This window comes from Neobacillus niacini (genome assembly GCF_023715785.1).
Lineage (GTDB): Bacteria > Bacillota > Bacilli > Bacillales > Cytobacillaceae > Neobacillus > Neobacillus niacini_E.
Genome location: NZ_JAMBOX010000006.1, coordinates 190,222 through 213,073 on the forward strand (window position 1 = coordinate 190,222; position 22,852 = coordinate 213,073).

The following is a 22,852-nucleotide window of genomic DNA, read 5'->3' on the forward strand; positions in this document are numbered from 1 at the left end:
AGACTTTTGTAAGCACTATTCACTCGGTCATTCTTCTTATCTCGCAAACTCGAACATTTGCAGGACTTAGCACCGTTTCAATGATCAAGTCATTGAAGGTTGCTGAGGTGTCATCGGGCCCTTCCCTCAACCTCTCTTGATAAGAAAATCAATATTTAGATTATTAATAAAATTACTACACCAAAAGAGTAGTGTCAATGCATTTGCCAAACATTTTTAAAGAAAGCGCTTTTATTGATCCGCTTTATTCTTTTCCCAGATTTTAAACTTAATATAGTTGATGTATTCCCGAAAATCTTCTTTGTTGATTCCCTCTTTAATGGCAGTTTCTAAAATGATCTGCCATTCATCATCAAGTGTGGCTTTTTCCGGATCGATGGTTTTCTCAACTTCAGCTCCTGTTAGTAAATATTCAATGGAGACATCCAGGGGCTTTGCCAATTTCATTAAAAAGTGAATGGAGGGATTTGAATTTAAATTCCGTTCAATATTACTGAGGTAGGATTTTGAGATATTTGCAAGCGCGGCGAGTTCCGTTAAGGAAATCCCCTTCTGCTTTCTTAATTTTTTTATCCGGTCTCCAATCATAATATTCTCCTCATATATCAAAGTTTTTGAGAGCGTATAGACATTGAGGTATGTTGCGGAAGTCTTAAATTTCTAGCAATGGTGGGTATTTTGAAGCATTTAGTTGGATTTTTTCGAATATCCTCCTTATAGAGGTAACAATCTTAAAAATATTATACGCGAGTTTGTGTTCTTTTTAAAGAATATTTAATCGTCGCTTTTCGTGCGAAAGATGATGAAATTTAAAATAAAACAATTATATATGACTTATATCTTTCTAAAGGAGCAACATATCGTGGGGGTGCGGGTTTAAATTGGCGAAAATTGGGTGTGTGTGGATGAATTTGTATTTTATTATAATTTGTAATTTTCGGATGAAAGGGTTATTATGTTCTTAATAACGAATTTATTTGACTCTCTAAGTCGAAAAGGTTTGATATAAAAAATTAATTGTTTGGTGATGTCTCCTCTCCGTTATCAATGGAGACACTCGGTCATACTGTGGGTTGAAGGAACCTTAGACGCTAGTCGTCGAGAGTGTGATGTGAGGGGGGGTTAGATGCCCCAAACTATTAAAGATTATCATGATTTGGCTTATTTAAGCCAAATCATAATAGTCTTTAATTACATTTTTTATACAAACCCAATAAAGGGGAGAGATCATGACCTACCGAAAACGGCTGTCTCTGCTATTCCTTGCAGATTCGCTTATTGTTTTATCTGTAGTTTTCTTAAGTAGATTTTTGGTCGACGCCACATTTGATGTCATCACGATTCCGATTACAGTCACTTCTCTGATCATTCTTCTAAGTCATCATATTTTGTCATTTTTCTTCAAACTTTATAAAAAAGCCTGGAAATATGCAAGTATAGGAGAATTGGTGATTATTTTCAAGGTAGTCACAGCTACTATAATAATGGCCGCTTTTATGCAGAAGTTGTTTTTTTCTGAAATTTACTTTCGGCTGCTTGCAGTAACATGGTCCCTCCATATTTTGCTAATAGGGGGTTCAAGGTTTTGCTTCAGATTGTTCCGTGACTTCTATTCACAAAAAAACCAAAGTAAAAAAAGAACACTGATTATTGGCGCCGGATCAGCAGGGATCATGATTGCAAGGCAGTTATTAGCGGAGCAATGCTCGGAACTTTGTCCGCTTGGATTTATCGATGACGATAGTCATAAGCAAAAACTGGATATCCTCGGTATCCCAGTAGTCGGTGGCGTTAACATGATTCAACAAACGGTAAAAAATCTGAAAATCGAAAATATCATCATTGCCATACCATCACTTAGTAAAAGGCAATTAAATATCATTTTTAAGGAATGTGCCAAAACAACCGCTAAAACCCAAATTTTGCCCAAATTGGAGGATTTGGTTACGGGAAAGGTATCAGTGAATCAATTCCGAGATGTTCAGGTTGAAGACTTATTGGGAAGGGAACCTATTGAACTGGATATCGAATCTATTTCGAACAGCATTTCCAAAAAAACAGTTCTTGTTACAGGTGCTGGAGGGTCAATTGGTTCTGAAATATGCCGGCAGATTATCCGTTTCAATCCCAAAACTTTAATTTTGTTAGGACATGGTGAAAACAGTATATATTCAATTGAACTGGAGCTTCGGGAGTATTTTAGAGAAACCCCGATCGAAATTTTAACCGAAATTGCTGATATTCAGGATTCTGAGAAGATGAATATAATTATGAAAACATATAGCCCCGATGTGGTATATCATGCTGCAGCACATAAACACGTTCCCTTAATGGAGCGGAACCCGGAGGAAGCGGTTAAAAATAATCTTATTGGCACACTAAACGTCGCTAATGCGGCACTTGAAAATGAGGTTAAAACATTTGTGATGATTTCTACTGATAAGGCTGTTAACCCTACTAGTGTTATGGGGGCAACTAAAAGATTGGCTGAGATGATCATTCAGTGGATGGGCCAAGAAGGCAGGACAAAATTTGTTGCAGTTCGGTTTGGCAACGTTTTAGGGAGCAGAGGCAGCGTCATTCCCTTATTTAAAAGACAAATTGAAAAGGGAGGCCCTGTTACCGTTACCCATCCAGACATGGTTCGTTATTTTATGACCATACCAGAGGCCTCAAGACTTGTTATTCAGGCTGGCGCACTTGCCCAGGGTGGGGAGATATTTGTTTTGGATATGGGGGAACCGGTTAAAATAGTGGATTTGGCAACAAATTTGATCAAATTATCGGGGAACTCAGTGGAGGAGATTGGAATTGAATTTTCAGGGATTAGGCCTGGAGAAAAGCTATTTGAAGAATTACTAAAAGAAGATGAAGTACATGAGGAACAAATTTATCCCAAGATTTACATTGGCAAGACATCAAAACTATATATTAAGGAAATCGAAGAATTCCTTTCAAACTTCTTAAACATGGAGAAAGAAGAAATAAGAGAAAAACTGATTAGCCTTGCCAATCAAAAAGAGGAATGGTCAAAGGTTTCTGTTTCTATATAATGAACTGATTTGGTTTATGAATAGGAGGTGTCAAATTGCAGCACACATCAGTAAAAAAGAGAATTTTTCTGTCTCCTCCTCATCTGAGCGGCAGAGAACTGAAGTATATATCAGAAGCATTTGCATCTAATTGGGTTGCTCCAGTAGGACCAAATGTAGATGAATTTGAAAAGGAAGTTGCTAGTTTGGTTGGTGCCAAAGGTGCAGTAGCTGTGAGTTCGGGAACTGCTGCCATTCATTTGGCACTTTCTTTATTGGGCGTCAAAAAAGGGGATACGGTTTTTTGCTCAAGTTTAACTTTCGTTGCAAGTGCAAATCCCATATTGTATCTAGGTGCAGACCCTGTTTTCATCGATTCAGAACCTGTTACTTGGAGTATGTCACCATCAGCACTTAAGGAAGCTCTTAAAGAGGCAGCAAGTATTTGTAAACTTCCAAAAGCAGTGATTATCGTTAATCTGTACGGACAGTCCGCCAAAATGGATGAACTAGTATCTATTTGTAAAGAATATCAGATTCCCATTATTGAAGATTCGGCAGAATCCCTTGGTGCAACTTATAAAGGAAAAGCGAGTGGAACGTTTGGTGATTTTGGAATCTATTCGTTTAATGGCAATAAGATTATTACAACCTCAGGTGGAGGGATGCTGGTTTCCGATGACACAGACGCTCTTAGTAAAGCACGTTTCCTGGCAACTCAAGCAAAAGACCCGGCCCCTTTTTACCAGCATAGTGAACTTGGTTATAACTATAGAATGAGTAATATTTTAGCTGGATTAGGCAGAGGCCAATTGGAGGTATTAGAGGAAAGGGTTGCCGCAAGAAGAGCTATCTTTGAAATCTACCAACAAGAATTAGGCCCGTTTCTTGCTGTATCATTAATGCCTGAGTTAGAAAATTCATTTTCTACCCGGTGGCTAACTGCTTTAACGATAGATGAAGAAGCATTGGGTGTGTCAATCAATGAATTACTTGAATCCTTAGAGTCGGAAAATATTGAAGCAAGACATGTTTGGAAACCCCTTCACATGCAGCCCCTTTTTACGAAGAATAAGTATTATTCGCATAGCAAGAATGAGAATATATCTGAAAAACTTTTTAAAACAGGAATATGTTTACCGTCAGGTTCTAATATGACTCTAGGAGAGCAGAAGAGGATTATTGACTGTATAAAAGTTACCATCAGCAACGGGCTAAAAAAGCGTTAATTGAATTGAAATGATTAAATGACAGACTGAAATTACGGGGGCAAATGAGCGGCGGATTTTAAAAATAATAAATTGATTTATCGTATGCATGGAGGTTTTTATGGGGCAAACAATAAGTGCTTTCAATTTTTTTCAAATCCTTAGGAAACGTTGGCGATGGATTGTTCTCACAATATTAATCACGATGTTGATTAGTATTATGTTTACATATTATTTAATTACACCAGTGTATCAGGTTTCTACACAAATTCTTGTCAATCAAAAAACATCTGAAAATCAGATAGATCTTTCGCAATTAAAAAATAATGTCGAGTTAATCAGCACTTACACCGATATCATCAAAAGTCCGGTGATCCTGGAAAAGGTAATAGATAAATTAGCAGTCAATCAAAGCGTTGAGCAGCTTAATGGAAATATTTCTGTCAACAACCAAGGAAGTTCACAGGTTTTTTCTATATTGGTTAAGGATTCCAATCCGAAAAGGGCAGTAAACATAGCCAATACCGTATCAGAAGTGTTTCAAACCGAAATTAAAAAAATCATGAATGTAGACAATGTGAGTATACTTGCAAAAGCAGAGTTAAAGAAGAATCCAGTTCCTGTGAATCCGAAGCCATTATTTAATCATACTATTGCCATTGTGGTAGGCATATTGGCTGGGATAGGCTTAGCAGTATTGCTGGAGTTATCTGACAAAACTCTAAAGGATAGTCAGGATGTTGAAGCTTATTTGGGGCTTCCTGTATTAGGGGAGGTACAGATAATGCCAAAGCAAAAAGGGAAAAAGGGCGCAGAAAAAAGTAATGTGGGAGTTGAAACTCTTGAAACGTAGTCTGAAAAATAAAGTGAAAGATGCTGTGAATTTAGCCCCCTACAATAATCCAGGTCAACCAATCACTGAACAATACCGGATGATAAGGACAAATATTCAATTTTCCGCAGTTGATCAAGATATTAAAACCATTTTGATTACATCCCCTGAACCCGGTGATGGAAAATCTACAACTGCAGCCAATCTAGCGATTATGCTGGCACAACAAGAAAAACGGGTTTTACTAGTGGATGCCGATTTAAGAAAACCAACGGTCCATTATACATTTAGGGTTAGTAATATTGAAGGACTAACGAGTATTTTAACTAAGAAAATCAGTAGAGATGAAGCCATTTCGAAGACATTTATTCCAAACCTTCATATTTTAACCAGCGGCCCCAGACCTCCGAATCCCTCAGAAATGCTGGATTCAAAAGCAATGGAAACACTAATGGTAGAATTGAAAAGCTTGTTTGATTTTGTTGTGTTTGACGCCCCGCCTGTAATGGCAGTTACAGATCCGCAAATCATTGCAGCTAAATGCGATGGAGTTGTAATGGTTGTGTCTAGTAAAAAAACCAATAGAGACCGAGCGGTCAAAGCAAAAGAAATGCTGGAAAAGGTTAAATCTCGAATTCTCGGTGTTGTTGTGAATCGAGTAGTGGTGAAAAAGAACGAGTATTCCTACTATTATTAAAAGGTTATTTAAGGGGGATATCGGTGTGATTGATATACATTGTCATATTTTACCCAATATTGATGACGGTCCTCCTAATGATTTTGATTTTCTGATGATGGCTAATCAGGCTGTTAAAAATGGAATCACTCATGCATATGCAACACCACATCACCTGAATGGCTTATATTTTAATCCTAAAGAAAAAATCCTAAAACTTGCTGTAGAATATAATACCCTTTTAGAAATGAACAATATTCCTCTTCAGATTCATCCAGGTCAAGAGCTGAGGATCCATCGTGAAATCTTTCAGTCTTTGGAAAGGAATGAAATACTGACACTTGATAATAAGGGAAAATATTTATTATTAGAACTTCCATCCAGAGAAATCCCTGATAATACACAAGAAGTGGTTTATGAATTGTTATTAAAAGGATTAACACCAATATTTGTACATCCTGAGAGAAATAGAGGATTTCATGAAGATCATAATCTTTTATTTGACTTGGCCCAAGAGGGTGCATTATTCCAGTTGACTGCTGGAAGCATTGTAGGGCAATTTGGAAAGAAAATTCAGTCCTTTAGTGAAAAAATAATCGAGCACAAATTGGCCCATTTTATCGCAACAGATGCTCATAATATCCACTTTAGAGGGAGTAACCTAAAGGAAGCCTATGAATGGGTCACTAATAAAATTGGAATTCATCATACTTTTTATCTCAAAGAAAATACTGAATTGCTTTTAACAGGGAAAAACGTACACATTGAGCAGCCAGTACCTTTTAGGAAAAGGTTCTTGCGTATTTTTTGAAATTATTACGAACTCTTAAAAATGAAGTTGGCTAATGACTGAAATAAAATAGTAAGAAAGATGGTGTTAGGAGCGTGTGAGGTATTCGCTTGAACTAAGGCAGAGTCAAAAAAATAGCCACGTGCTATTACCAGTCATACTCTTTTGGATGGCAATTTTATTGCACCAATCTCAGGTGATATTGGGTATTAACATTTCATTTGCTGACTTTTTTTGCTTAATGGTCTTTATTAACTTGGTAATTAGAAACCAATTAATTATTCCAACACTGCCTTTAAATTTTTTTATTATTGTCTCGCTCCTTGTTCTGGCAACTGCTGTTATTTATGTTCCTATTCAATTTAATTCTAATTCAAATCCTGCTGCCATTGTTAGTGACTACATTAAGCTTTCTGCCAGTTTTGTCTACTTTCTTATTGGTTACAATTTATCAAATATAAATTATTTAGATAAAACAATAAAATGGTATTCATTATTTTCTATTTTAGTGGGAATTTTGGGGATTATTTTTACAATATTCAGTATTAATGTTTTTTCAAATATTCTTTTCTTTGGAGGTACCCGGTTTAGGGGGCTGATGATTGACCCGAATTACTATTCAGTCCTGCAGATTACGGGTCTTGTGTATTTTACCAGATCAAAAATTGTAGAGGCGAGATATAAGTATTTGGCTGTATTCATAACCTTTCTTGCAGTTCTAACTTCAGGATCAAAAACAGGAATTATTACTCTGATTTGTTATTTGGCTTTAAGACTAATAGAATATTTGTTTCTGAAAAAGAAAAGAACAGGTGAAGTGGTCGTTCACCTGTTTTTTATTGTGTTTTTGATTTTATTGGCACCATTACTTTTCGGTATATCTGAAAAGGCCATGTATCATTTAACCTCCAGTATACCTTCATTTTTTAGAATTCAAGAACTATTAACAGATATAACTGGTGCCGTCTCTGAAAGTGGTTCTGGAAGAAGCGATGCTTGGAACGTCGCTTTACAAGTCATTCAGCTGTCACCATTCTTGGGAGTTGGAATTGGAACTTATACTTCACTTACCGGGGAAATGTTTCAATATGGAAACTTGGCCCATAACACCTTTTTGCAGCTATTAGCCGAGTGGGGAATACCACTAACCACTTGCTTTTTTGGTTATGTATTTTTTTTGCTGGGGAAAGTGTCACTTATTGACTTTCACCGTACAGAAACCAATTTAATACTGCGGGATTTTATGATCATTCTGTTGGTTGGGTCAATGGCAATCTCATTAAACAGTGCCCGGATACTTTGGTTAATTTTAGGGGCGTTAATCTATTCTGCCAACGCACAACGGGTAAATCATACTTAAATCGAAATATTGAATCGGAGGGGGATTAATGAGTGTATTGGTAAGTGTGAACTGTATTACCTTTAATCAAGAAGATATGATCGGAGATGCGATAGAAAGCTTCCTGGCTCAAAAAACAAATTTTGCCTACGAGATTCTTGTTGGCGAGGATTGTAGTACAGATAATACCAAAAAGGTAGTTGAGTTATATAGAGATAAATATCCAGACAAAATTAAACTAATAGCTAATAAGCAAAACTTAGGGTTTATTGGAAATGTAAGAAAACTGCATGAACAATCAAAGGGGAAATATATTGCCATTTGTGATGGTGATGATTATTGGACCGACCCTTATAAACTTCAAAAGCAAGTAGACTATTTAGAAGAAAATCCTGAGTGTACACTTTGTTTTCATGCTGCAAAAGTGGTTGATAATGAGAAGGGACCCCTAGGTACATTTGTCAGGCCGAGTAAAAATAATAATAAATATTCAGCTGGTGACCTGGTATTTGGTGGAGGAGGTTTTATGCATTCATCCTCAATGATATATCCTAAATATCTTATGGATAGCCCGCCCAATTGGTTTTTTACATCTTCAGTGTATGACTATCCATTAGCGTTAATACTTTCAAGTCATGGCTATGCCTATTATATTGATGAATTTATGTCTGCATATAGAATGTCCCATGGATCGTGGACGACCAGTTTATTGTCCATGAAAAATATAAATACAAAAAAGATTGCTATTAATAAGGGCGATATACAAATTTTAAAATCATTTAATTTATATTCGGATTTCAAATATAAAGATCAAGTGGAAAAAGAGATTTTATATCGAGAGTTCTTGATATCAATTTACGATAGAAATTTGAAGGAATTAAAAAAACCGAAATACAAAAAAGTTTTTAATGAAATGGGACTAAAGAGAAAAGTCAAGTATTTGTTACTGTTTTGCATGCCAAATTATTCTGCGAAGTTAGCAAGATTATATGGCAGTTTTATTAAAGTAAAATATAATTTATTTCAAAAGAGGATGGTTTAATCATGATGAATTCTTTTAAGGAGCATATTTATGTAACAAGACCACTCCTTCCTAATTTAGATAAAGTCGCTAGTCGAATGAGGGATATATGGGAATCAAAATGGATTACAAATACTGGGTACCAGCATAAAGAACTTGAAAAACAATTAAAAGAGTTTTTAAACGTAGAACAGCTTTCATTATTCAATAATGGGACATCAGCATTAATTTTAGGTTTGAAAGCGTTAGAGATTAAAGGGGAGGTAATAACCACCCCTTTTACTTTTCCGGCAACATTACAAGCTTTAGACTGGAACGGTTTAACACCAGTATTTTGTGATATTGATGAAAACTTGTTAAATATTGACCCCAATAAAATTGAGCAGTTAATTACTGAAAAAACAAGTGCCATTCTCGGGGTCCATGTTTTTGGAAATCCATGCGATGTTGAGAGAATTCAGTATATAGCTAATCAATATGGATTAAAAGTAATTTATGATGGTGCTCATGCTTTTGGAACAGAGTATGCTGGTCGACCGATTGGAAGTTTTGGGGATATGACTATGTATAGTTTCCATGCTACAAAGCTTTTTAATACTGTCGAAGGCGGTGCATTGGCGTTTAAAGGTGACCTTTTGAAAGGAAAATTGGATTTACTAAAAAACTTTGGGATAGCTGGCCCTGAAGAGGTCGTTCTTTCAGGATTAAATGCAAAAATGAATGAAATCCAGGCAGCGATAGGTTTAGAAGTTTTAAAATTGGTCGAAGAAGAAAGGGAGAGAAGAGAAAAAATAAAGGAAGTTTATGAGAAAAATTTAGATGGAATTGAAGGGATTAGAATTGTTACTCAATTAAAAGGCATGAGTAATAGTTATCAATATTTTGTTATCGAAATTGATGAAGAAAGGTACGGAAAATCGAGGGATTGGGTTCATGAAGAGTTAAAGAAGTACAATGTTTTTACTCGGAAATATTTTTATCCTTTATGCAGTGATTTTAAATGGTATCAGCATTTAGATTCATCACAGGCAAGTAATCTGCCTATAGCTAAAAAAGCTGCGAAGCGAGTCTTGGCAATGCCGTTTTACGGAGAGCTTTTAGAGGAGCATGTGGAAAGTATATGCCATTTACTTGTTAATTTTTCGTGCCTTTCGGAGCTTGCAATATAAATCATTTAAAGTATGATGGGGGAAGCTTTAGGAAAGCCAAAAAGTATAAATGAGGACATAAAAATGCCTAAAGAAGGGTTACTAAAACAAAAAGCCATAAAGAGTGTATTTTGGAGCATTGGTGATCAATTTGCGAACCAGGGAATTCAATTTATCTTGCAAATTATTCTGGCTCGAATATTGCTTCCGGAACATTTCGGCATTATTGGAATGATCTTGGTGTTTGTGCTTATCTCTAATATCATTATTGAAAGTGGCTTCTCTCAAGCCTTGATTAGGGAGCAAGATGCCACTCAAACGGATTATTCCACTATTTTTTATTTTAATTTGTTGTTGTCTCTTTTGTTATATGGTGTTCTATATGGCTTAGCCCCGATGGTTAGTGCATTTTTTAATGAGCCGCAGATCATTCTGATTCTTAGAGTCCTCTCATTAAGCCTTATTATGAATGCGCTGAGTATCATCCAGAGAACACTGCTTGCAAAGAAAATTGATTTTAAATCTCAAACGATCATTAACATAATTTCAGGTGTATTATCAGGTGTAATCGCCATCGGTTTTGCCTTATGGGGATTAGGAGTTTGGAGTCTAGTAATTAAAACCCTATCGTTGCAGCTTTTTCAATTGATATTTTTATGGATATTTAATAAATGGCGGCCTTCGCTAATTTTTGAGTTTAACTCGTTAAAGAGGTTTTTTGGATTTAGCTCAAACCTTATGCTATCTGGATTACTTTCAGTCATCTACTCTAATATATACTTTATTGTCATTGGGAAGATTTATTCAGTTACTCAACTTGGGTATTATACAAATTCGGTAAAAATCACCGAGGCAGCCTCACTGTCAATAACATCAGCACTTCAGCGGGTGACTTACCCTATACTTAGCACGATCCAAAATGAAGATGAAAGGCTTAAGTATAGTTTTAAGAAAATTATAAGAGTTTCAGCGTTTATTAACTTCCCGTTAATGGTGGGCTTAGCGGCAATTGGAGATTCGCTTGTTTATGTTTTATTTGGAGAAAAGTGGATGCCGATGGTGATTTACTTTCAATTATTATGTATTGCAGGAATGTTATACCCTTTGCACGCGATTGATTTAAATATTCTTCAAGTGAAAGGGAAGTCAAATCTTTATTTACAGTTGAATATCACAAGAAAGGTAACCCTGACTCTGTTAATCATAGGTGCTGTTTTTTTAAAGATAGGTGTTATTGGATTAATTGGAGTGATTATCTTGCAAACATATATTGATTTTATGTTAAATAGCCATTTTGGCGGCAGGGAGATTGCTTACTCGACAATTGAACATATAAAAGATATCACTCATATCTATATCATCACTTTTACAATGGGAGTAGTCGTTTATTTAAGCGGTGTCTTTTTACCGGTAAATCATTATTTAAAATTAATCATTCAATTGATGCTTGGTCCCGCCTATTATATAGGGATTTGTAAACTTACAAGAGTCGAAGAATTAAAAGTTGTCATGGATATCATCTCCCCATTATTTAAACGGTTCTTAACTAGAAAGAATGAAAGAGTAATAAATCATAATATGTGAGATTTACTTTCGAAACCTGTGTAAACAGGTTTTTTTTCTTTTCTCTTTTTTTATCAATGAATCAAAAAGGAAGGAGAAGGTATATGAAAATTTTAATTGTGACCACAATTTCTAATACTGTTAATGCCTTTTTAATTCCTCATATAAAATTTCTGATTGAAAAGGGAAATGAGGTTGGAGTTGCTTTTAATACCGTTGAAGCAGTAAGCCCGAAATTATTTGAACTTGGTTGTCATGTACATCAAATAGAGTTTCAACGGAATCCATTGAAAAAAGAGAACATCACTGCGTACAAGAAAATTAAAAAAACGATTTTAGGTGGCGGATATGAGTTCGTTCATGTTCATACTCCTGTCGCTGCATTTATAACTAGACTAGCCTGCCGCAGCATCAAGAATATTAAATTACTTTACACTGCGCACGGCTTTCACTTTTTTAAAGGTGCCCCAAAGAAAAATTGGGCAATCTATTATCCATTAGAAAAAATTGCTGCAAGATGGACGGATGGAATCATTACGATTAATGATGAGGATTATCATGCGGCTAAAAAGCTAAATATCAAAACACGTGATTCTGTTTTTAAAGTAAATGGAGTCGGTCTTGATTTGAATAAATTCTTTCCACGCCCCACAGAGGAAAAAACTTACTTGCGGAAACAGTATGGGTATGACGACAAAGATTTTATTTTAATCTATGTGGGAGAACTAAATCATAACAAGCATCAAGATTTATTAATAACTTCGGTAAACATGTTAAAGGGGAAAATTAAAAATATAAAACTTTTACTTGTAGGTGGCGGAAATCTTTTAAATCATTATAAGGAATTAGTGAGCCGGTACAAATTGGAGGAAACTGTTCATTTTTTAGGATCTCGCGAAGATGTTCATAGTTTGATGGCTATATCCGATATTGCAGTCTCAACATCAAGGCGTGAGGGTCTTCCTGTAAGCATCATGGAAGCTATGGCGACAGGATTGCCAATAATTGTAACGAATTGCAGGGGGAATCGTGATTTAGTAACGGATGGAGAAAATGGCTTAGTTATTAATTATGATACATGGGAGTGTGCCAATGCTATTGAGAGGCTTTACCACTCAAATGAATTAAGGCAGAGGTATGGTAAAAATAGCAGGACACTGATAAAACAGTATTCACTAGATATTGTTATAAGAGAGCTTGAGGAAATTTATCTTAAACATAAATTAATAAATAATGTAAGTATTTACGCTGATATTCAAACTCCCGACAATCTAAAGAAACTGAGTTAACGGGGTGGCATTTTGAATAAGAAAGTATCCATCATTATGGGGATCTATAATTGTGAGCAGGTGTTAGCCGAGTCAATTGAGTCAATCGAAAAACAAACATACAGCAATTGGGAATTAATTATGTGTGATGACGGTTCTGTTGATCGAACATATGAAATAGCTGAACGGTATGCACAGAATAATGGAAGAATAAAATTACTTAAAAATAAGCAGAATAAAGGGCTTGCTCAGACACTTAACCATTGTTTGCAGCACTGTACAGGTGACTACATTATGCGCCATGATGGCGATGATATTATGCTCGAAAACAGGATTGAGAAACAAGTTAACTATATGATGGCCCATGCATGTGATGCATCTGGCGGAGGGGCATATTTATTTGATGATGATGGTGTATGGGGCGAAAGGCAATTAAATAAGAAACCGGGTAAAGAAGTAATGATAACGGGTACGCCTTTTATACACCCTACTGTCATAATAAGACACGATAGATTACTTGAGGTGGGCGGGTACTCCGATAACCAATTTACAAAACAACGATTGGAAGATTATGATTTATGGCTGAAGTTTTATGAAAAGGGCTATACTCTCGAAAATATGGAGGAGCCATTAATTTACTTTCGTGAAGATAAAGATTCCTATACACGGAAAAGCAGGAGATTTAGATTAACGGAGACGAAGGTTAGACTTAATGCATGTAAACGCCTTAAGATCCCCTATATAAAAAGATTTCTAGCTTTTAAACCATTACTTGTCATGTTAATCCCCAAAAATACCCTAAGAAAATATCATATTTGGCAAGCAAGTCAAAATAGCTATCACACAAGATAATAATTTTGCAAAAGGAGTCATTGAAATGGTGCAAAGGGTGTCGGGTATCCTGGTTAATAAGAAGGTGTAAAACAAATGATGTATGGCGAACAACTTTTGAAAAAAGTCCGTAGCCGTCTTGTTTTTATCAAGAGGAAAATTCAATACTATCTTTCAAATTCATCTAAAAAAATAAAAACATTTAAAAATAAACACAGCGGAGAAAGATGTTTTATTATTGGCAACGGTCCAAGTTTGACACCTGAGGATTTAAATCTCATAAAAGACGAAACTACCTTTGCTTCTCATAGAATTTTCAATATCTTTGATCGAACAGAATGGCGGCCGACGTATTACATTGGTCAGGATGTTACCGTACTTAAGGAAATACGCGACCAGGCTAAAAATGTTGTGGCAAATTATAAGTTTTTAACAATACATGTTCAAGATATATATAAATCAATTTTTAACGATGCTATCTATTTCTTTTTACGGTCAACAAACTTTTATCCTAATTTGCCGAAATTTAGTACAGATGCCAGCAGGCAGTTATATGAAGGATACTCAGTTACTTACGGGGCGATTCAACTAGCTGTCTATATGGGGTTTAAGGAAATTTATCTTCTTGGGGTTGATTTTAATTATTCCTTGACAGTTGATCATGGGGGAAAAATTACAAAAACAGAGGGGGTTAAGGATTATTTTTCCAATGATAACAATATAGGGCTGAATTTACCCAATTTAGAACTATCTTTGTTGGGTTTTCAAGCTGCCGAGAAATTTGCTAAGGAAAATGGTGTTGCAATAAAAAATGCAACTAGAGGAGGAAAATTGGAAGTATTTGAGCGTATTAGGTTAGAAGATATCGTAAGGAATAAAGATATTTACAAAAAATTAGCAGCAGTTGAGTAAAAATATAATGGGCAAAGGAGTCAACAATATATGAAAATTATTGGTGTTATTCCTGCAAGATATCATTCTTCAAGATTCCCGGGAAAACCTTTAGCGGACATTTGCGGAAAGCCGATGATATGGTGGGTTCATAAGCAACTAAAAATGGTAGCTGAATTAGATGGTGTCTATGTTGCAACAGATGACCCACGAATTCAAAATGTTTGTAATGAATATGGAATGAAAACGATTATGACCTCCCCCGGCCACAAAACTCATTTAGATCGGCTGTTTGAGGTTTCTACAGAAGTAAATGCGGATTTTTATATTAATGTGAATGGTGATGAACCATTAATTGAGGCTGCAGAGATTAGGAAGATTATTCCTAAAGCGATAGATCCCAATTCATTGTTTGTTGCCAATCTTATGACAGAACTTAAGAACCCCCTGGAAGCAGTTGACTTTTCCAAGATAAAGATTGCAACGGATATAAACGGTTATGGATTATACATGGCAAGAAGCCCCATTCCGTATCCAAAAGGGACATATAATTTTGTTTATAAGAAGTTTGTTGGTGTCCAATGTTTTACAAAAAGCGCCCTGGAATTCTGTTATAAAGCCAAAAGGGGGCCTTTAGAATCTGCTGAAGATATTGATGAGTTTAGGTTTTTGGAAAATGGGCAAAAAATTAAATTTATTGAGGCAGAGGTTCAGACTTTATCAGTGGATACTCCCAAGGATTTAGAGGCGGTTAACTTGATTTTAAATAATCAATTAGAACAGGGAGAATATATCTATGAGTGAAATTATGATTCTTGATTGTACCCTTCGTGATGGTGGCTATATTAATGAGTGGAATTTTGGAGAAAGAACAATAAAAAGAATCATTTCAAAATTAACAGAGTCCAAAATTGATATTATTGAATGCGGCTTTATTGAAGAAGGCGATTTTGATCCTAACAAGTCATTATTTGAAGGAGTAGAAAGAATTATAGATTATATAGGGCCAAAAAGTGAAAACATAACTTATGTTGGAATGATCGCGCAGCCATATATCCCAATAGATAAAATTTCTGATTGTAATGGCCGTTCGATTGATGGTATTCGATTGACTTTTCATGAACATGAAGTAGAAGAAGCGTTGATATATGGAAAGCAATTAATCGAAAAGGGATATAAGGTATTTATTCAACCGGTCGGAACCACAAGTTATTCTGACTCAGGCTTATTGGAATTAGTGGAGAAAGTTAATGATTTGAAACCGTATGCTTTTTACCTGGTAGATACCCTTGGAATCATGTATAAAAACGACCTGCTCAGAATGTTTCATTTGCTGGATAATAATTTGGTTCAGTCCATATCCATTGGGTTTCATTCACACAATAACCTTCAATTATCTTTCTCCAATGCACAGGAACTATTGATGCTTCATACAAAAAGGAATATTATCATCGATTCTTCTGTAATGGGTATGGGAAGAGGCGCAGGAAATCTATGCACAGAGCTTGTTACAAATTATATTAACGAGAATATAGAAGAAAGGTATGATACCATCCCTTTGTTAGAAATCATAGATGAACATTTAAGCCATATTTTCACTGAGACAAAATGGGGGTATTCAATACCATATTATCTTGCTGCAGTTAATAGCTGCCATCCTAATTATGCTTCCCACTTACTAAATAAACAGACAATCTCTGTAAAAGCAATCAATACCATCTTGAAACAATTACCCATTAAAAAAAGAGACCTCTATGATAAAAGCTTTATTGAAGATTTATATATCAACTATCAGAGTAACTTTGTATATGATGCTGACGACCTACACTTAATAAAAGAAATGATATCCGGAAGGGAAATACTTATTATTGGGCCCGGAAAGTCGATTGAGCTGGAAAAAGAAATGATAAATAATTTTATTAATCGATATGATCCCTTTGTATGTAGTGTCAATTTTATCCCTGATTCATATAAAGTTGATGCAGTTTTTATCAGCAACCTAAAACGCTTTGAAAGTATCGCAGACCAATTAACTGATAATGTTGAAATAACTGCTTTAATCACGACATCAAATATTACTAAATCTAAAGAAGTTCCTTCGTTAACTATTAATTATTCAGATTTACTTATTAATAATCCTGTTATTTCAGATAATGCCGGATTAATGTTAATAAATCTTTTTCATCATTTATCTGTAAAAAGTTTGTATTTGGCTGGTTTTGACGGCTTTAGCATAAATAAGAACAGTAACTATTTTTCTGCCGATATGAACAATAATGCGGGTATGGAAAATCTGATAAAGATTAATGAAGAGATTAGTGATTACTTGTTATTGCTTGGGAGGAAAATCAATATTCAATTTATTACCAAGACAGTTTATAGCGATACTGCTATTGATACTATTATGCAATAGGGTTAAGTGGAGGAGCTATGAAATATTCTACGGTTATTTTCGATCTAGATGGCACCTTACTCGATACTTCTCAAGGTATCATGTTGGGGGCGAGTTATACAGCGAAAAAAATGGGTGCTCCCGTGTTATCGCCTGACAAGCAAAAAAGCTTTATTGGTCCGCCACTCTTGGATTCTTTTATTCGAGAATGCGGCCTTTCTGAAAATGAAGCCAGAATTGCGGTAGAAATATATCGGAAAAGATATAAAGAACAAGGATTATATGAGACAAAGCATTATGGTGGAATAGAAAAATTACTTGTTTATTTGAAAAAAGCAAATTATCAAACTGCGGTAGCTACTTTAAAAATGGATGCCTTTGCAAAAGAAATTTTGAATCACTTTGGCCTTGGAAAATTTTTTAATTCAATAAAAGGGATTGATGAAAAAGATACACATTCTAAGTCCGATATCATTTCCATGTGCTTGAAGGAATTAGGCCAAAGTGATCCTTCAAAAGCAATCATGATAGGGGACAGTATTTATGATGCAAGAGGGGCTGAACAACTGGGAATGGACTTCATTGCTGTAACGTATGGATATGGATTTCAAAATAAAGAAGAAGCTTGTAAAAGTAAAAACGTATTTATTGCTGAATCTGTAAGAGATATTATTACATTTTTTGAATTTTAATCATTGGAATGTCTTATCCTTATGGGAGCATAAAATGAGAATAATAACTTTTATTATTCTTGGTTTTCTTCCACTATTTTTACTGTTTTCTTGTTCTAAACAGTTAAACAGAACATTAAGTTTCAGTGTAATGGATTACGGTGCAATAGGTGATGGATTAGGTGATGACACCATATCATTTCAAAAGGCGATTAATGCCGTTGCAAAAAATGGAGGCGGAGATGTTTACATTCCATCGGGAACCTATATTTTACAGCCTATTTATCTGAAATCAAATGTCAATTTAGTCGGAGAAAGCCGAGACACTGTTAAGATTAAATTAATCGATCATGCCCCTGATTGGTCAAGAATAGTTACTGTTGAAAAAGTTGAAAATGTAAAAATCCGGAATATCACTATTGATGGAAATTATGAGATGAATAAAACTGGAAATGAACATATGCACAACATATTCATCTTTGATAGCAAAAACATAGTTATTGACAATAATCGGTTAATGAATGCTGTCGGAGATGGAGTATCGGTTTCAGGTTCAAGGAAAACAAGTAAGTACATCACAATATCAAACAACCTCATCGAAGATTGTCATCGGTCGAACATTGTTATTGAACAGGTGAACCATGTAAAAATCTATAACAATTTAAGTAAATCTAATACGGGCAGGCCGGTACTGCATTTTGAGCCCTGGGAAGAAATAAATTTCTCAGATGCAAAAATTTATAGTAATACATTTGAGACAAATCAGGAACCTGACTACTATTCAATTGAACTTCGTGGTGGATGGGGAGAAGGCAACTATTTTAATGGTATTGAATTTTATAATAATACAGTAAATAGTCCTGATGCCGAATTTCTTGTCATGGTGACTAAGGGTGCAAAAATCCATGATAATATCTTTAATGTGGCAAATATTTACATTTGGGTCCAGAATGAAGATTTGAATTTTTATAACAACAAAATTAATTCCCATGATGGATTTGTCATTGAGGGTACATGGGGAATGAATTCCAAACGATTGACCATTTCGGATAACACTGTAACTCTTAATGGGGGGGATGCGGTTAGAATCCTACTAGGTTCAAATGATACAACCTTCAAAAGAAATACTTTTAAAAATAAATCAAAAACCCATAAAGCTGCCTATATGAATGCAAGACTTACAGATATTTCAAATACGAGCTTCATTGACAATACATTTACTAACTTTGAATATGGAATTGTGACAGATAATGATCAGAATAAATTTGTAAATGGTTTAAAGATTAAGGGGAATACCTTTAAAAACATAAAAAAGCATTCAATTTATGCACCAAGGGAATCCAGCAGGTCTGTAATTGTTGGGAAGAATAAATATATTAATGCGGGAGCCATATTAATAAAGGATGATGGGTTCGTTGAATAGTCGGAATATTTAGAACTAATATGCAAGGGGGGGGAATGTTGCAGAACTTAAATGAAGTTAATGACAGGCATCAAGTTCAAGGTGATAACCGAGATTTTGTCGAACTAAATTATTATACAATGAAGCAATTAGAAAAGAAATATGGGTCATCCTTTTACATCCTGAATATGAAAAAATTACGGGACAACTACCAAAAAATTTATCATGCCTTCAAAAGTAAATACAAAAATTTTGTAATCGGTTATTCCTATAAGACAAATTATCTTCCTATTTTGTGTAAAGAATTATCAGTACTTGGTGCCCACGCCGAGGTTGTTTCAAGATTGGAATATGATTTGGCTATAAAAATTGGTGTTGAACCGGAAAAAATTATTTTAATGGACCATTAAAGACCCGGGAAGATATTTTTTATGCTTTGGAAAATGAAAGTAAAATGAATGTTGATTCATTATATGAAATAGATTATGTGAAAGAATATGCTATGATAAACCCTGCTAATCTAATTAAAATCGGATTAAGAGTTAACTTCGATATATCTGCAGATGGAGTAAATCCACTTGCAGATGGTTATGAAATAAGCAGATTCGGAAAATGGGGATTTAATGCATGTTATTAATGAGCTAAAAAATATAAAAAATATAAAAATTGCAGGTTTGCATGGTCATTTTTCCACAAATGGCAGGAGAGTTACAACATACGCACAAATTACGCAGATGCTATGCAATATAGTGAAAGAATATCAACTTCCAGAAATCGAATATATTGACATTGGAGGTGGTATTTATGGGGAAGTACCTAAGTCTTTAGTAAAAAATACACCTACTTTTGAAGAGTACGCAGAGGCAGTGTGTAAAATCATGAATACAGAATTTAACCATTACAAAAATAAACCAACCTTAATATTGGAACCTGGAATTTCGATGGTTGCAAATGTATTTGTATTTGCCGCAAAAGTCATTGGAACCAATAAGGTCAGGGATCACAAATTTGTTGTGGTGGATGGAAGTGTACATAATATTAAACCTGTGTTTAACAAAAAAAACCTTCCAATCAAGTTCCTACGACAAAGCAGCGGAATTAGCCGAAAAAAAGAGTCTTTTAATATAGTAGGATACACCTGTATGGAAAAAGATTACTTAGCCCACGATGTTAATTGGTATTTACCTCAAGTTAACGATTTTATTATATTCGAGAATGTAGGAGCTTATACAATAGTTTTTAATCCGCCATTTATTTAAAGAACGCCCCAGTATTGTAGCTATGGATAGTAATAAATATTTTCTTGCGAGACAAAAGGAATCCATTAATCAGTTCTTTAATGAAGAGATCTATTGCTTTAGATAACTAATCGGAGAGTTAGTCGTTCAATTTAGAATATAAGGTTAAGAGGAGCAGTGTAATTATGAAAAAAATATTATTTCTAGGTGGTACTGCTCAACAAATTCCCGCTATCAAATATGCCAAGGAAATGGGTTACTATACAATCCTATGTGATTATCAATCAAATACACCCTGTCAAAAATATTCGGATGAGTATTATTGTATAAGTACAACTGATAAAGAGGGAATTTTGAAGATTGCCAGGAAAAGAGAAATTGATGGAATTGTTGCTTTTATCTCTGATACTGCTGCTTCAATCGCTGCCTATGTAGCAAATAAATTAAATTTGCCTTCCCATCCGTATGAATCAGTATCTATTCTAACAAATAAGGAGCAATTCAGGAAATTTCTGCACGAAAATGGATTCTCTTGTCCAAGGGCAGAAAGCTACAAAGTTTTTAAAGAAGCAAAGAATGGTTTAAGTAACTTCCACTTTCCTATCATGCTAAAGCCTGTAGATTCATCAGGCAGCAAGGGAGTCACTCGTGTTGACTCGATAAAGGATCTTGAGGGGGCCTTTGAAAAAGCTCTTTCGAATTCAAGAGAAAAAACGGTCATTGTCGAGGAATTTATCGAGAAGAACCATGATTATCAAATTGGCGGGGATGTTTTTATAATTGATGGCCGCCTTGAGTTTTGCGGATTTTTAAATTGCCACAGAAATAATCAGGTAAATCCCAATGTTCCAGCAGGTAAAAGTTACCCATTATTTCTGGATAAAGCGAGAGCAAGTTTAGTCCGTTCAGAGCTTCAAAGACTGATTGATAGGTTAAACCTTAAAACGGGCGCCTTAAATATTGAAGCCATTATTGGCCGCGATGAAAAGATTTACTTCATTGATATTGGACCGAGGAATGGCGGGAATTTAATCCCCGACTTTTTAAAAATCATAACAGAAATTGATTTTGTAGGGGCAACTGTAGAGGCTGCAATAGGCAATAATGAGCTTGATGTAAATTATAAGCCTACTACGGAGGAGTTTTATTTCAGCTACACGGTCCATTCCGCAAAATCGGGGAAATTGGAGGCTATTCTATTCAAGAATGGAATTGAAAATCATATTATTCATAGAGAAATTTACAAGGAAAAAGGCGACATGATAGAGGTATTTACTGACGGAACAAAGGCGCTAGGATTTGTGTTTTTGAAGTTCAAAAGTTTGGAAGAACTTAAAGATAAAATGAATCATATGACTGATTATATTAGTGTCCAGGTGAGCTAGATTTTTTATTGTAATATGAGGTGAAAAGATGAGTTACTATTTTCAAGTAATCGAGTCACCGCTCGACTGGGAATTATTATTGAAAACCTTCAATGACCCGGATGTCTACTATACTCGTGAATATGGCAGTTTATTCGCAAAAATGGAAAATGGGCAGCTCCGTGCTGCTTTTTATAAAGATGAATTATCAAAGATATTCTATCCATTTATAAAAAGGAAAGTAGATTGGGCGGGCGAAGAAATTTATGATATTGTCACTCCCTATGGCTATGGGGGGCCTTTGCTGGAGGGACGCGAGGAATCGATTGAATCGTTTTATTATTGTTTTACAGATTATTGTATTGAAAACAAAATCATTACGGAAACCATCAGATTCCATCCGGTTATTCGAAATTATGAAGTTTGCAAAAATATTATGGATGTGGATTATATCAGAAAAACAACAGCTGTTGATTTAACCGCCCCCTTGGATCAAATAAAAAAACAATATTCATCTATGACAAGGAGAAATATAAAAAAAGCCCAAAATGCAGGGCTTTTTTGTTATTTAGCAGACAATACCCCAAAAAATATCGGCCTTTTTATTGACATGTATAAAGAAACAATGGATAGGAACAAAGCAGACAGCTATTTTTACTTCAGCGAAGAATACTTTATTCAGCAAATGAAGAAAAGCAATAAAAGTGAAACCTTTTTACTTTTTGCCCAATCAGGCAGTGAGGTAATTGCTGGAGTCATGGTTATGAATGGACCAAAGTACTCGCATTATCATTTGGGTGCTTCAAAAACATCTGGCCTGCATCTTAAACCGAATAACTTGCTATTTGATTATATGATTGAATTTTGTAAATCAAAAGGGGCATCGCTCCTTCATTTAGGAGGCGGCTATCAGGAAAACGATGGCTTATTTAAGTTTAAATCCTCTTTCTCAAATGCAAATCATTTAGATTATTATGTGGGGAAGAAGGTATATGACGAAAAAAGGTACTGTAAAATCGTGGATGAAGTAAGAAGAAGCTATAATGTAAACGAAACATATTTTCCTATTTATAGAGCAAAAAAGGAATTACTGGCAGACTCCCCAACATAAAATTATTAAGGGATTTTTATTTCGTTTAAGTTGCTCTCTATTGAGAATAATTTTCCAAGTGCAAAGCTGTATTTT

General features: G+C 35.0%; 22 protein-coding genes and 1 riboswitch. Of the genes, 21 read left to right on the plus strand and 1 reads right to left on the minus strand.

All coding sequences use genetic code 11. The features are described 5' to 3' along the window. Positions 1 to 33 precede the first annotated feature (33 nt). Positions 34 to 146, minus strand: a riboswitch (SAM riboswitch). An 85-nt stretch (positions 147 to 231) separates the two neighbouring features. Next, entirely contained in the window at positions 232 to 588 is a 357-nt protein-coding gene (locus tag M3234_RS13405; protein WP_262305194.1) for an XRE family transcriptional regulator, read from the minus strand. 641 nt (positions 589 to 1,229) lie between these two features. On the opposite strand from M3234_RS13405, the gene M3234_RS13410 reads away from it, so the two are divergent. From M3234_RS13410 to M3234_RS13510, 21 genes are all read left to right on the plus strand, one after another. Then, positions 1,230 to 3,053 carry a polysaccharide biosynthesis protein gene (locus M3234_RS13410; protein ID WP_262305195.1) on the plus strand — a complete coding sequence of 608 codons (1,824 nt, stop codon included), beginning with the start codon at positions 1,230 to 1,232 and terminating at the stop codon, positions 3,051 to 3,053. 35 nt (positions 3,054 to 3,088) lie between these two features. Beyond that, positions 3,089 to 4,261: an aminotransferase class I/II-fold pyridoxal phosphate-dependent enzyme gene (locus tag M3234_RS13415; RefSeq protein WP_262305196.1), complete on the plus strand. Its 1,173-nt coding sequence runs from the start codon at positions 3,089 to 3,091 to the stop codon at positions 4,259 to 4,261. 100 nt (positions 4,262 to 4,361) lie between these two features. Further along, complete coding sequence (locus tag M3234_RS13420; protein ID WP_262305197.1) at positions 4,362 to 5,093, plus strand: YveK family protein; 732 nt, start codon at positions 4,362 to 4,364, stop codon at positions 5,091 to 5,093. Beyond that, complete coding sequence (locus tag M3234_RS13425) at positions 5,083 to 5,769, plus strand: CpsD/CapB family tyrosine-protein kinase (RefSeq protein ID WP_262305198.1); 687 nt, start codon at positions 5,083 to 5,085, stop codon at positions 5,767 to 5,769. The genes M3234_RS13420 and M3234_RS13425 overlap by 11 nt, the downstream gene beginning before the upstream one ends. Positions 5,770 to 5,794: 25 nt before the next feature. Then, positions 5,795 to 6,559 (plus strand): tyrosine-protein phosphatase, encoded by a 765-nt coding sequence (locus M3234_RS13430; protein WP_262305199.1) that lies wholly within the window; start codon positions 5,795 to 5,797, stop codon positions 6,557 to 6,559. Positions 6,560 to 6,635: 76 nt separating this feature from the next. Then, a complete protein-coding gene (locus M3234_RS29555; RefSeq protein ID WP_262305200.1) occupies positions 6,636 to 7,898 on the plus strand; it encodes an O-antigen ligase family protein in 1,263 nt (420 codons plus the stop codon). A gap of 28 nt (positions 7,899 to 7,926) precedes the next feature. Next, entirely contained in the window at positions 7,927 to 8,919 is a 993-nt protein-coding gene (locus tag M3234_RS13440; protein ID WP_262305201.1) for a glycosyltransferase, read from the plus strand. Positions 8,920 to 8,921: 2 nt separating this feature from the next. After that, positions 8,922 to 10,067 (plus strand): DegT/DnrJ/EryC1/StrS family aminotransferase, encoded by a 1,146-nt coding sequence (locus M3234_RS13445; protein WP_262305202.1) that lies wholly within the window; start codon positions 8,922 to 8,924, stop codon positions 10,065 to 10,067. 63 nt (positions 10,068 to 10,130) lie between these two features. Next, a complete protein-coding gene (locus M3234_RS13450; protein WP_262305203.1) occupies positions 10,131 to 11,630 on the plus strand; it encodes a lipopolysaccharide biosynthesis protein in 1,500 nt (499 codons plus the stop codon). An 83-nt stretch (positions 11,631 to 11,713) separates the two neighbouring features. After that, positions 11,714 to 12,898 (plus strand): glycosyltransferase family 4 protein, encoded by a 1,185-nt coding sequence (locus tag M3234_RS13455; RefSeq protein ID WP_262305204.1) that lies wholly within the window; start codon positions 11,714 to 11,716, stop codon positions 12,896 to 12,898. A gap of 12 nt (positions 12,899 to 12,910) precedes the next feature. After that, positions 12,911 to 13,729, plus strand: a complete 819-nt coding sequence (locus M3234_RS13460) for a glycosyltransferase family 2 protein (RefSeq protein WP_262305205.1) — start codon at positions 12,911 to 12,913, stop codon at positions 13,727 to 13,729. A gap of 75 nt (positions 13,730 to 13,804) precedes the next feature. Then, positions 13,805 to 14,620 (plus strand): 6-hydroxymethylpterin diphosphokinase MptE-like protein, encoded by an 816-nt coding sequence (locus M3234_RS13465; RefSeq protein ID WP_262305206.1) that lies wholly within the window; start codon positions 13,805 to 13,807, stop codon positions 14,618 to 14,620. 30 nt (positions 14,621 to 14,650) lie between these two features. Then, a complete protein-coding gene (locus M3234_RS13470) occupies positions 14,651 to 15,403 on the plus strand; it encodes a 3-deoxy-manno-octulosonate cytidylyltransferase (protein ID WP_262305207.1) in 753 nt (250 codons plus the stop codon). After that, complete coding sequence (locus M3234_RS13475) at positions 15,396 to 17,012, plus strand: aldolase catalytic domain-containing protein (protein ID WP_262305208.1); 1,617 nt, start codon at positions 15,396 to 15,398, stop codon at positions 17,010 to 17,012. Before M3234_RS13470 ends, M3234_RS13475 begins: the two co-directional genes overlap by 8 nt. A 17-nt stretch (positions 17,013 to 17,029) precedes the next feature. Beyond that, positions 17,030 to 17,683 carry an HAD hydrolase-like protein gene (locus M3234_RS13480; RefSeq protein WP_262305209.1) on the plus strand — a complete coding sequence of 218 codons (654 nt, stop codon included), beginning with the start codon at positions 17,030 to 17,032 and terminating at the stop codon, positions 17,681 to 17,683. 34 nt (positions 17,684 to 17,717) lie between these two features. Next, positions 17,718 to 19,085, plus strand: coding sequence for a right-handed parallel beta-helix repeat-containing protein (locus M3234_RS13485; RefSeq protein WP_262305210.1), 1,368 nt, complete (start codon positions 17,718 to 17,720; stop codon positions 19,083 to 19,085). A 35-nt stretch (positions 19,086 to 19,120) separates the two neighbouring features. Next, on the plus strand, positions 19,121 to 19,474 hold the full coding sequence (locus tag M3234_RS13490) for a type III PLP-dependent enzyme domain-containing protein (protein ID WP_262305211.1): 354 nt from the start codon (positions 19,121 to 19,123) through the stop codon (positions 19,472 to 19,474). Positions 19,475 to 19,500: 26 nt separating this feature from the next. Next, entirely contained in the window at positions 19,501 to 19,701 is a 201-nt protein-coding gene (locus M3234_RS13495; RefSeq protein WP_262305212.1) for a hypothetical protein, read from the plus strand. Continuing rightward, a complete protein-coding gene (locus M3234_RS13500) occupies positions 19,688 to 20,323 on the plus strand; it encodes a type III PLP-dependent enzyme domain-containing protein (protein ID WP_262305213.1) in 636 nt (211 codons plus the stop codon). Before M3234_RS13495 ends, M3234_RS13500 begins: the two co-directional genes overlap by 14 nt. Before the next feature lie 164 nt (positions 20,324 to 20,487). Further along, positions 20,488 to 21,687, plus strand: a complete 1,200-nt coding sequence (locus M3234_RS13505) for an ATP-grasp domain-containing protein (RefSeq protein ID WP_262305214.1) — start codon at positions 20,488 to 20,490, stop codon at positions 21,685 to 21,687. 28 nt (positions 21,688 to 21,715) lie between these two features. Beyond that, positions 21,716 to 22,777, plus strand: coding sequence for a GNAT family N-acetyltransferase (locus M3234_RS13510; protein WP_262305215.1), 1,062 nt, complete (start codon positions 21,716 to 21,718; stop codon positions 22,775 to 22,777). Positions 22,778 to 22,852: the final 75 nt, after the last annotated feature.

Bases quoted from the DNA above. Each gene is read 5' to 3' on its own strand.
- M3234_RS13485 (WP_262305210.1), top strand. From the start codon at position 17,718: ATGAGAATAATAACTTTTATTATTCTTGGTTTTCTTCCACTATTTTTA.
- M3234_RS13450 (WP_262305203.1), top strand. From the start codon at position 10,131: ATGCCTAAAGAAGGGTTACTAAAACAAAAAGCCATAAAGAGTGTATTT.
- M3234_RS13405 (WP_262305194.1), bottom strand. From the start codon at position 588: ATGATTGGAGACCGGATAAAAAAATTAAGAAAGCAGAAGGGGATTTCC.
- M3234_RS13445 (WP_262305202.1), top strand. From the start codon at position 8,922: ATGATGAATTCTTTTAAGGAGCATATTTATGTAACAAGACCACTCCTT.
- M3234_RS13475 (WP_262305208.1), top strand. From the start codon at position 15,396: ATGAGTGAAATTATGATTCTTGATTGTACCCTTCGTGATGGTGGCTAT.
- M3234_RS13420 (WP_262305197.1), top strand. From the start codon at position 4,362: ATGGGGCAAACAATAAGTGCTTTCAATTTTTTTCAAATCCTTAGGAAA.
- M3234_RS13455 (WP_262305204.1), top strand. From the start codon at position 11,714: ATGAAAATTTTAATTGTGACCACAATTTCTAATACTGTTAATGCCTTT.
- M3234_RS13465 (WP_262305206.1), top strand. From the start codon at position 13,805: ATGATGTATGGCGAACAACTTTTGAAAAAAGTCCGTAGCCGTCTTGTT.
- M3234_RS13440 (WP_262305201.1), top strand. From the start codon at position 7,927: ATGAGTGTATTGGTAAGTGTGAACTGTATTACCTTTAATCAAGAAGAT.
- M3234_RS13500 (WP_262305213.1), top strand. From the start codon at position 19,688: ATGCATGTTATTAATGAGCTAAAAAATATAAAAAATATAAAAATTGCA.
- M3234_RS13510 (WP_262305215.1), top strand. From the start codon at position 21,716: ATGAGTTACTATTTTCAAGTAATCGAGTCACCGCTCGACTGGGAATTA.
- M3234_RS13490 (WP_262305211.1), top strand. From the start codon at position 19,121: ATGTTGCAGAACTTAAATGAAGTTAATGACAGGCATCAAGTTCAAGGT.
- M3234_RS13505 (WP_262305214.1), top strand. From the start codon at position 20,488: ATGAAAAAAATATTATTTCTAGGTGGTACTGCTCAACAAATTCCCGCT.
- M3234_RS13410 (WP_262305195.1), top strand. From the start codon at position 1,230: ATGACCTACCGAAAACGGCTGTCTCTGCTATTCCTTGCAGATTCGCTT.
- M3234_RS13470 (WP_262305207.1), top strand. From the start codon at position 14,651: ATGAAAATTATTGGTGTTATTCCTGCAAGATATCATTCTTCAAGATTC.
- M3234_RS13480 (WP_262305209.1), top strand. From the start codon at position 17,030: ATGAAATATTCTACGGTTATTTTCGATCTAGATGGCACCTTACTCGAT.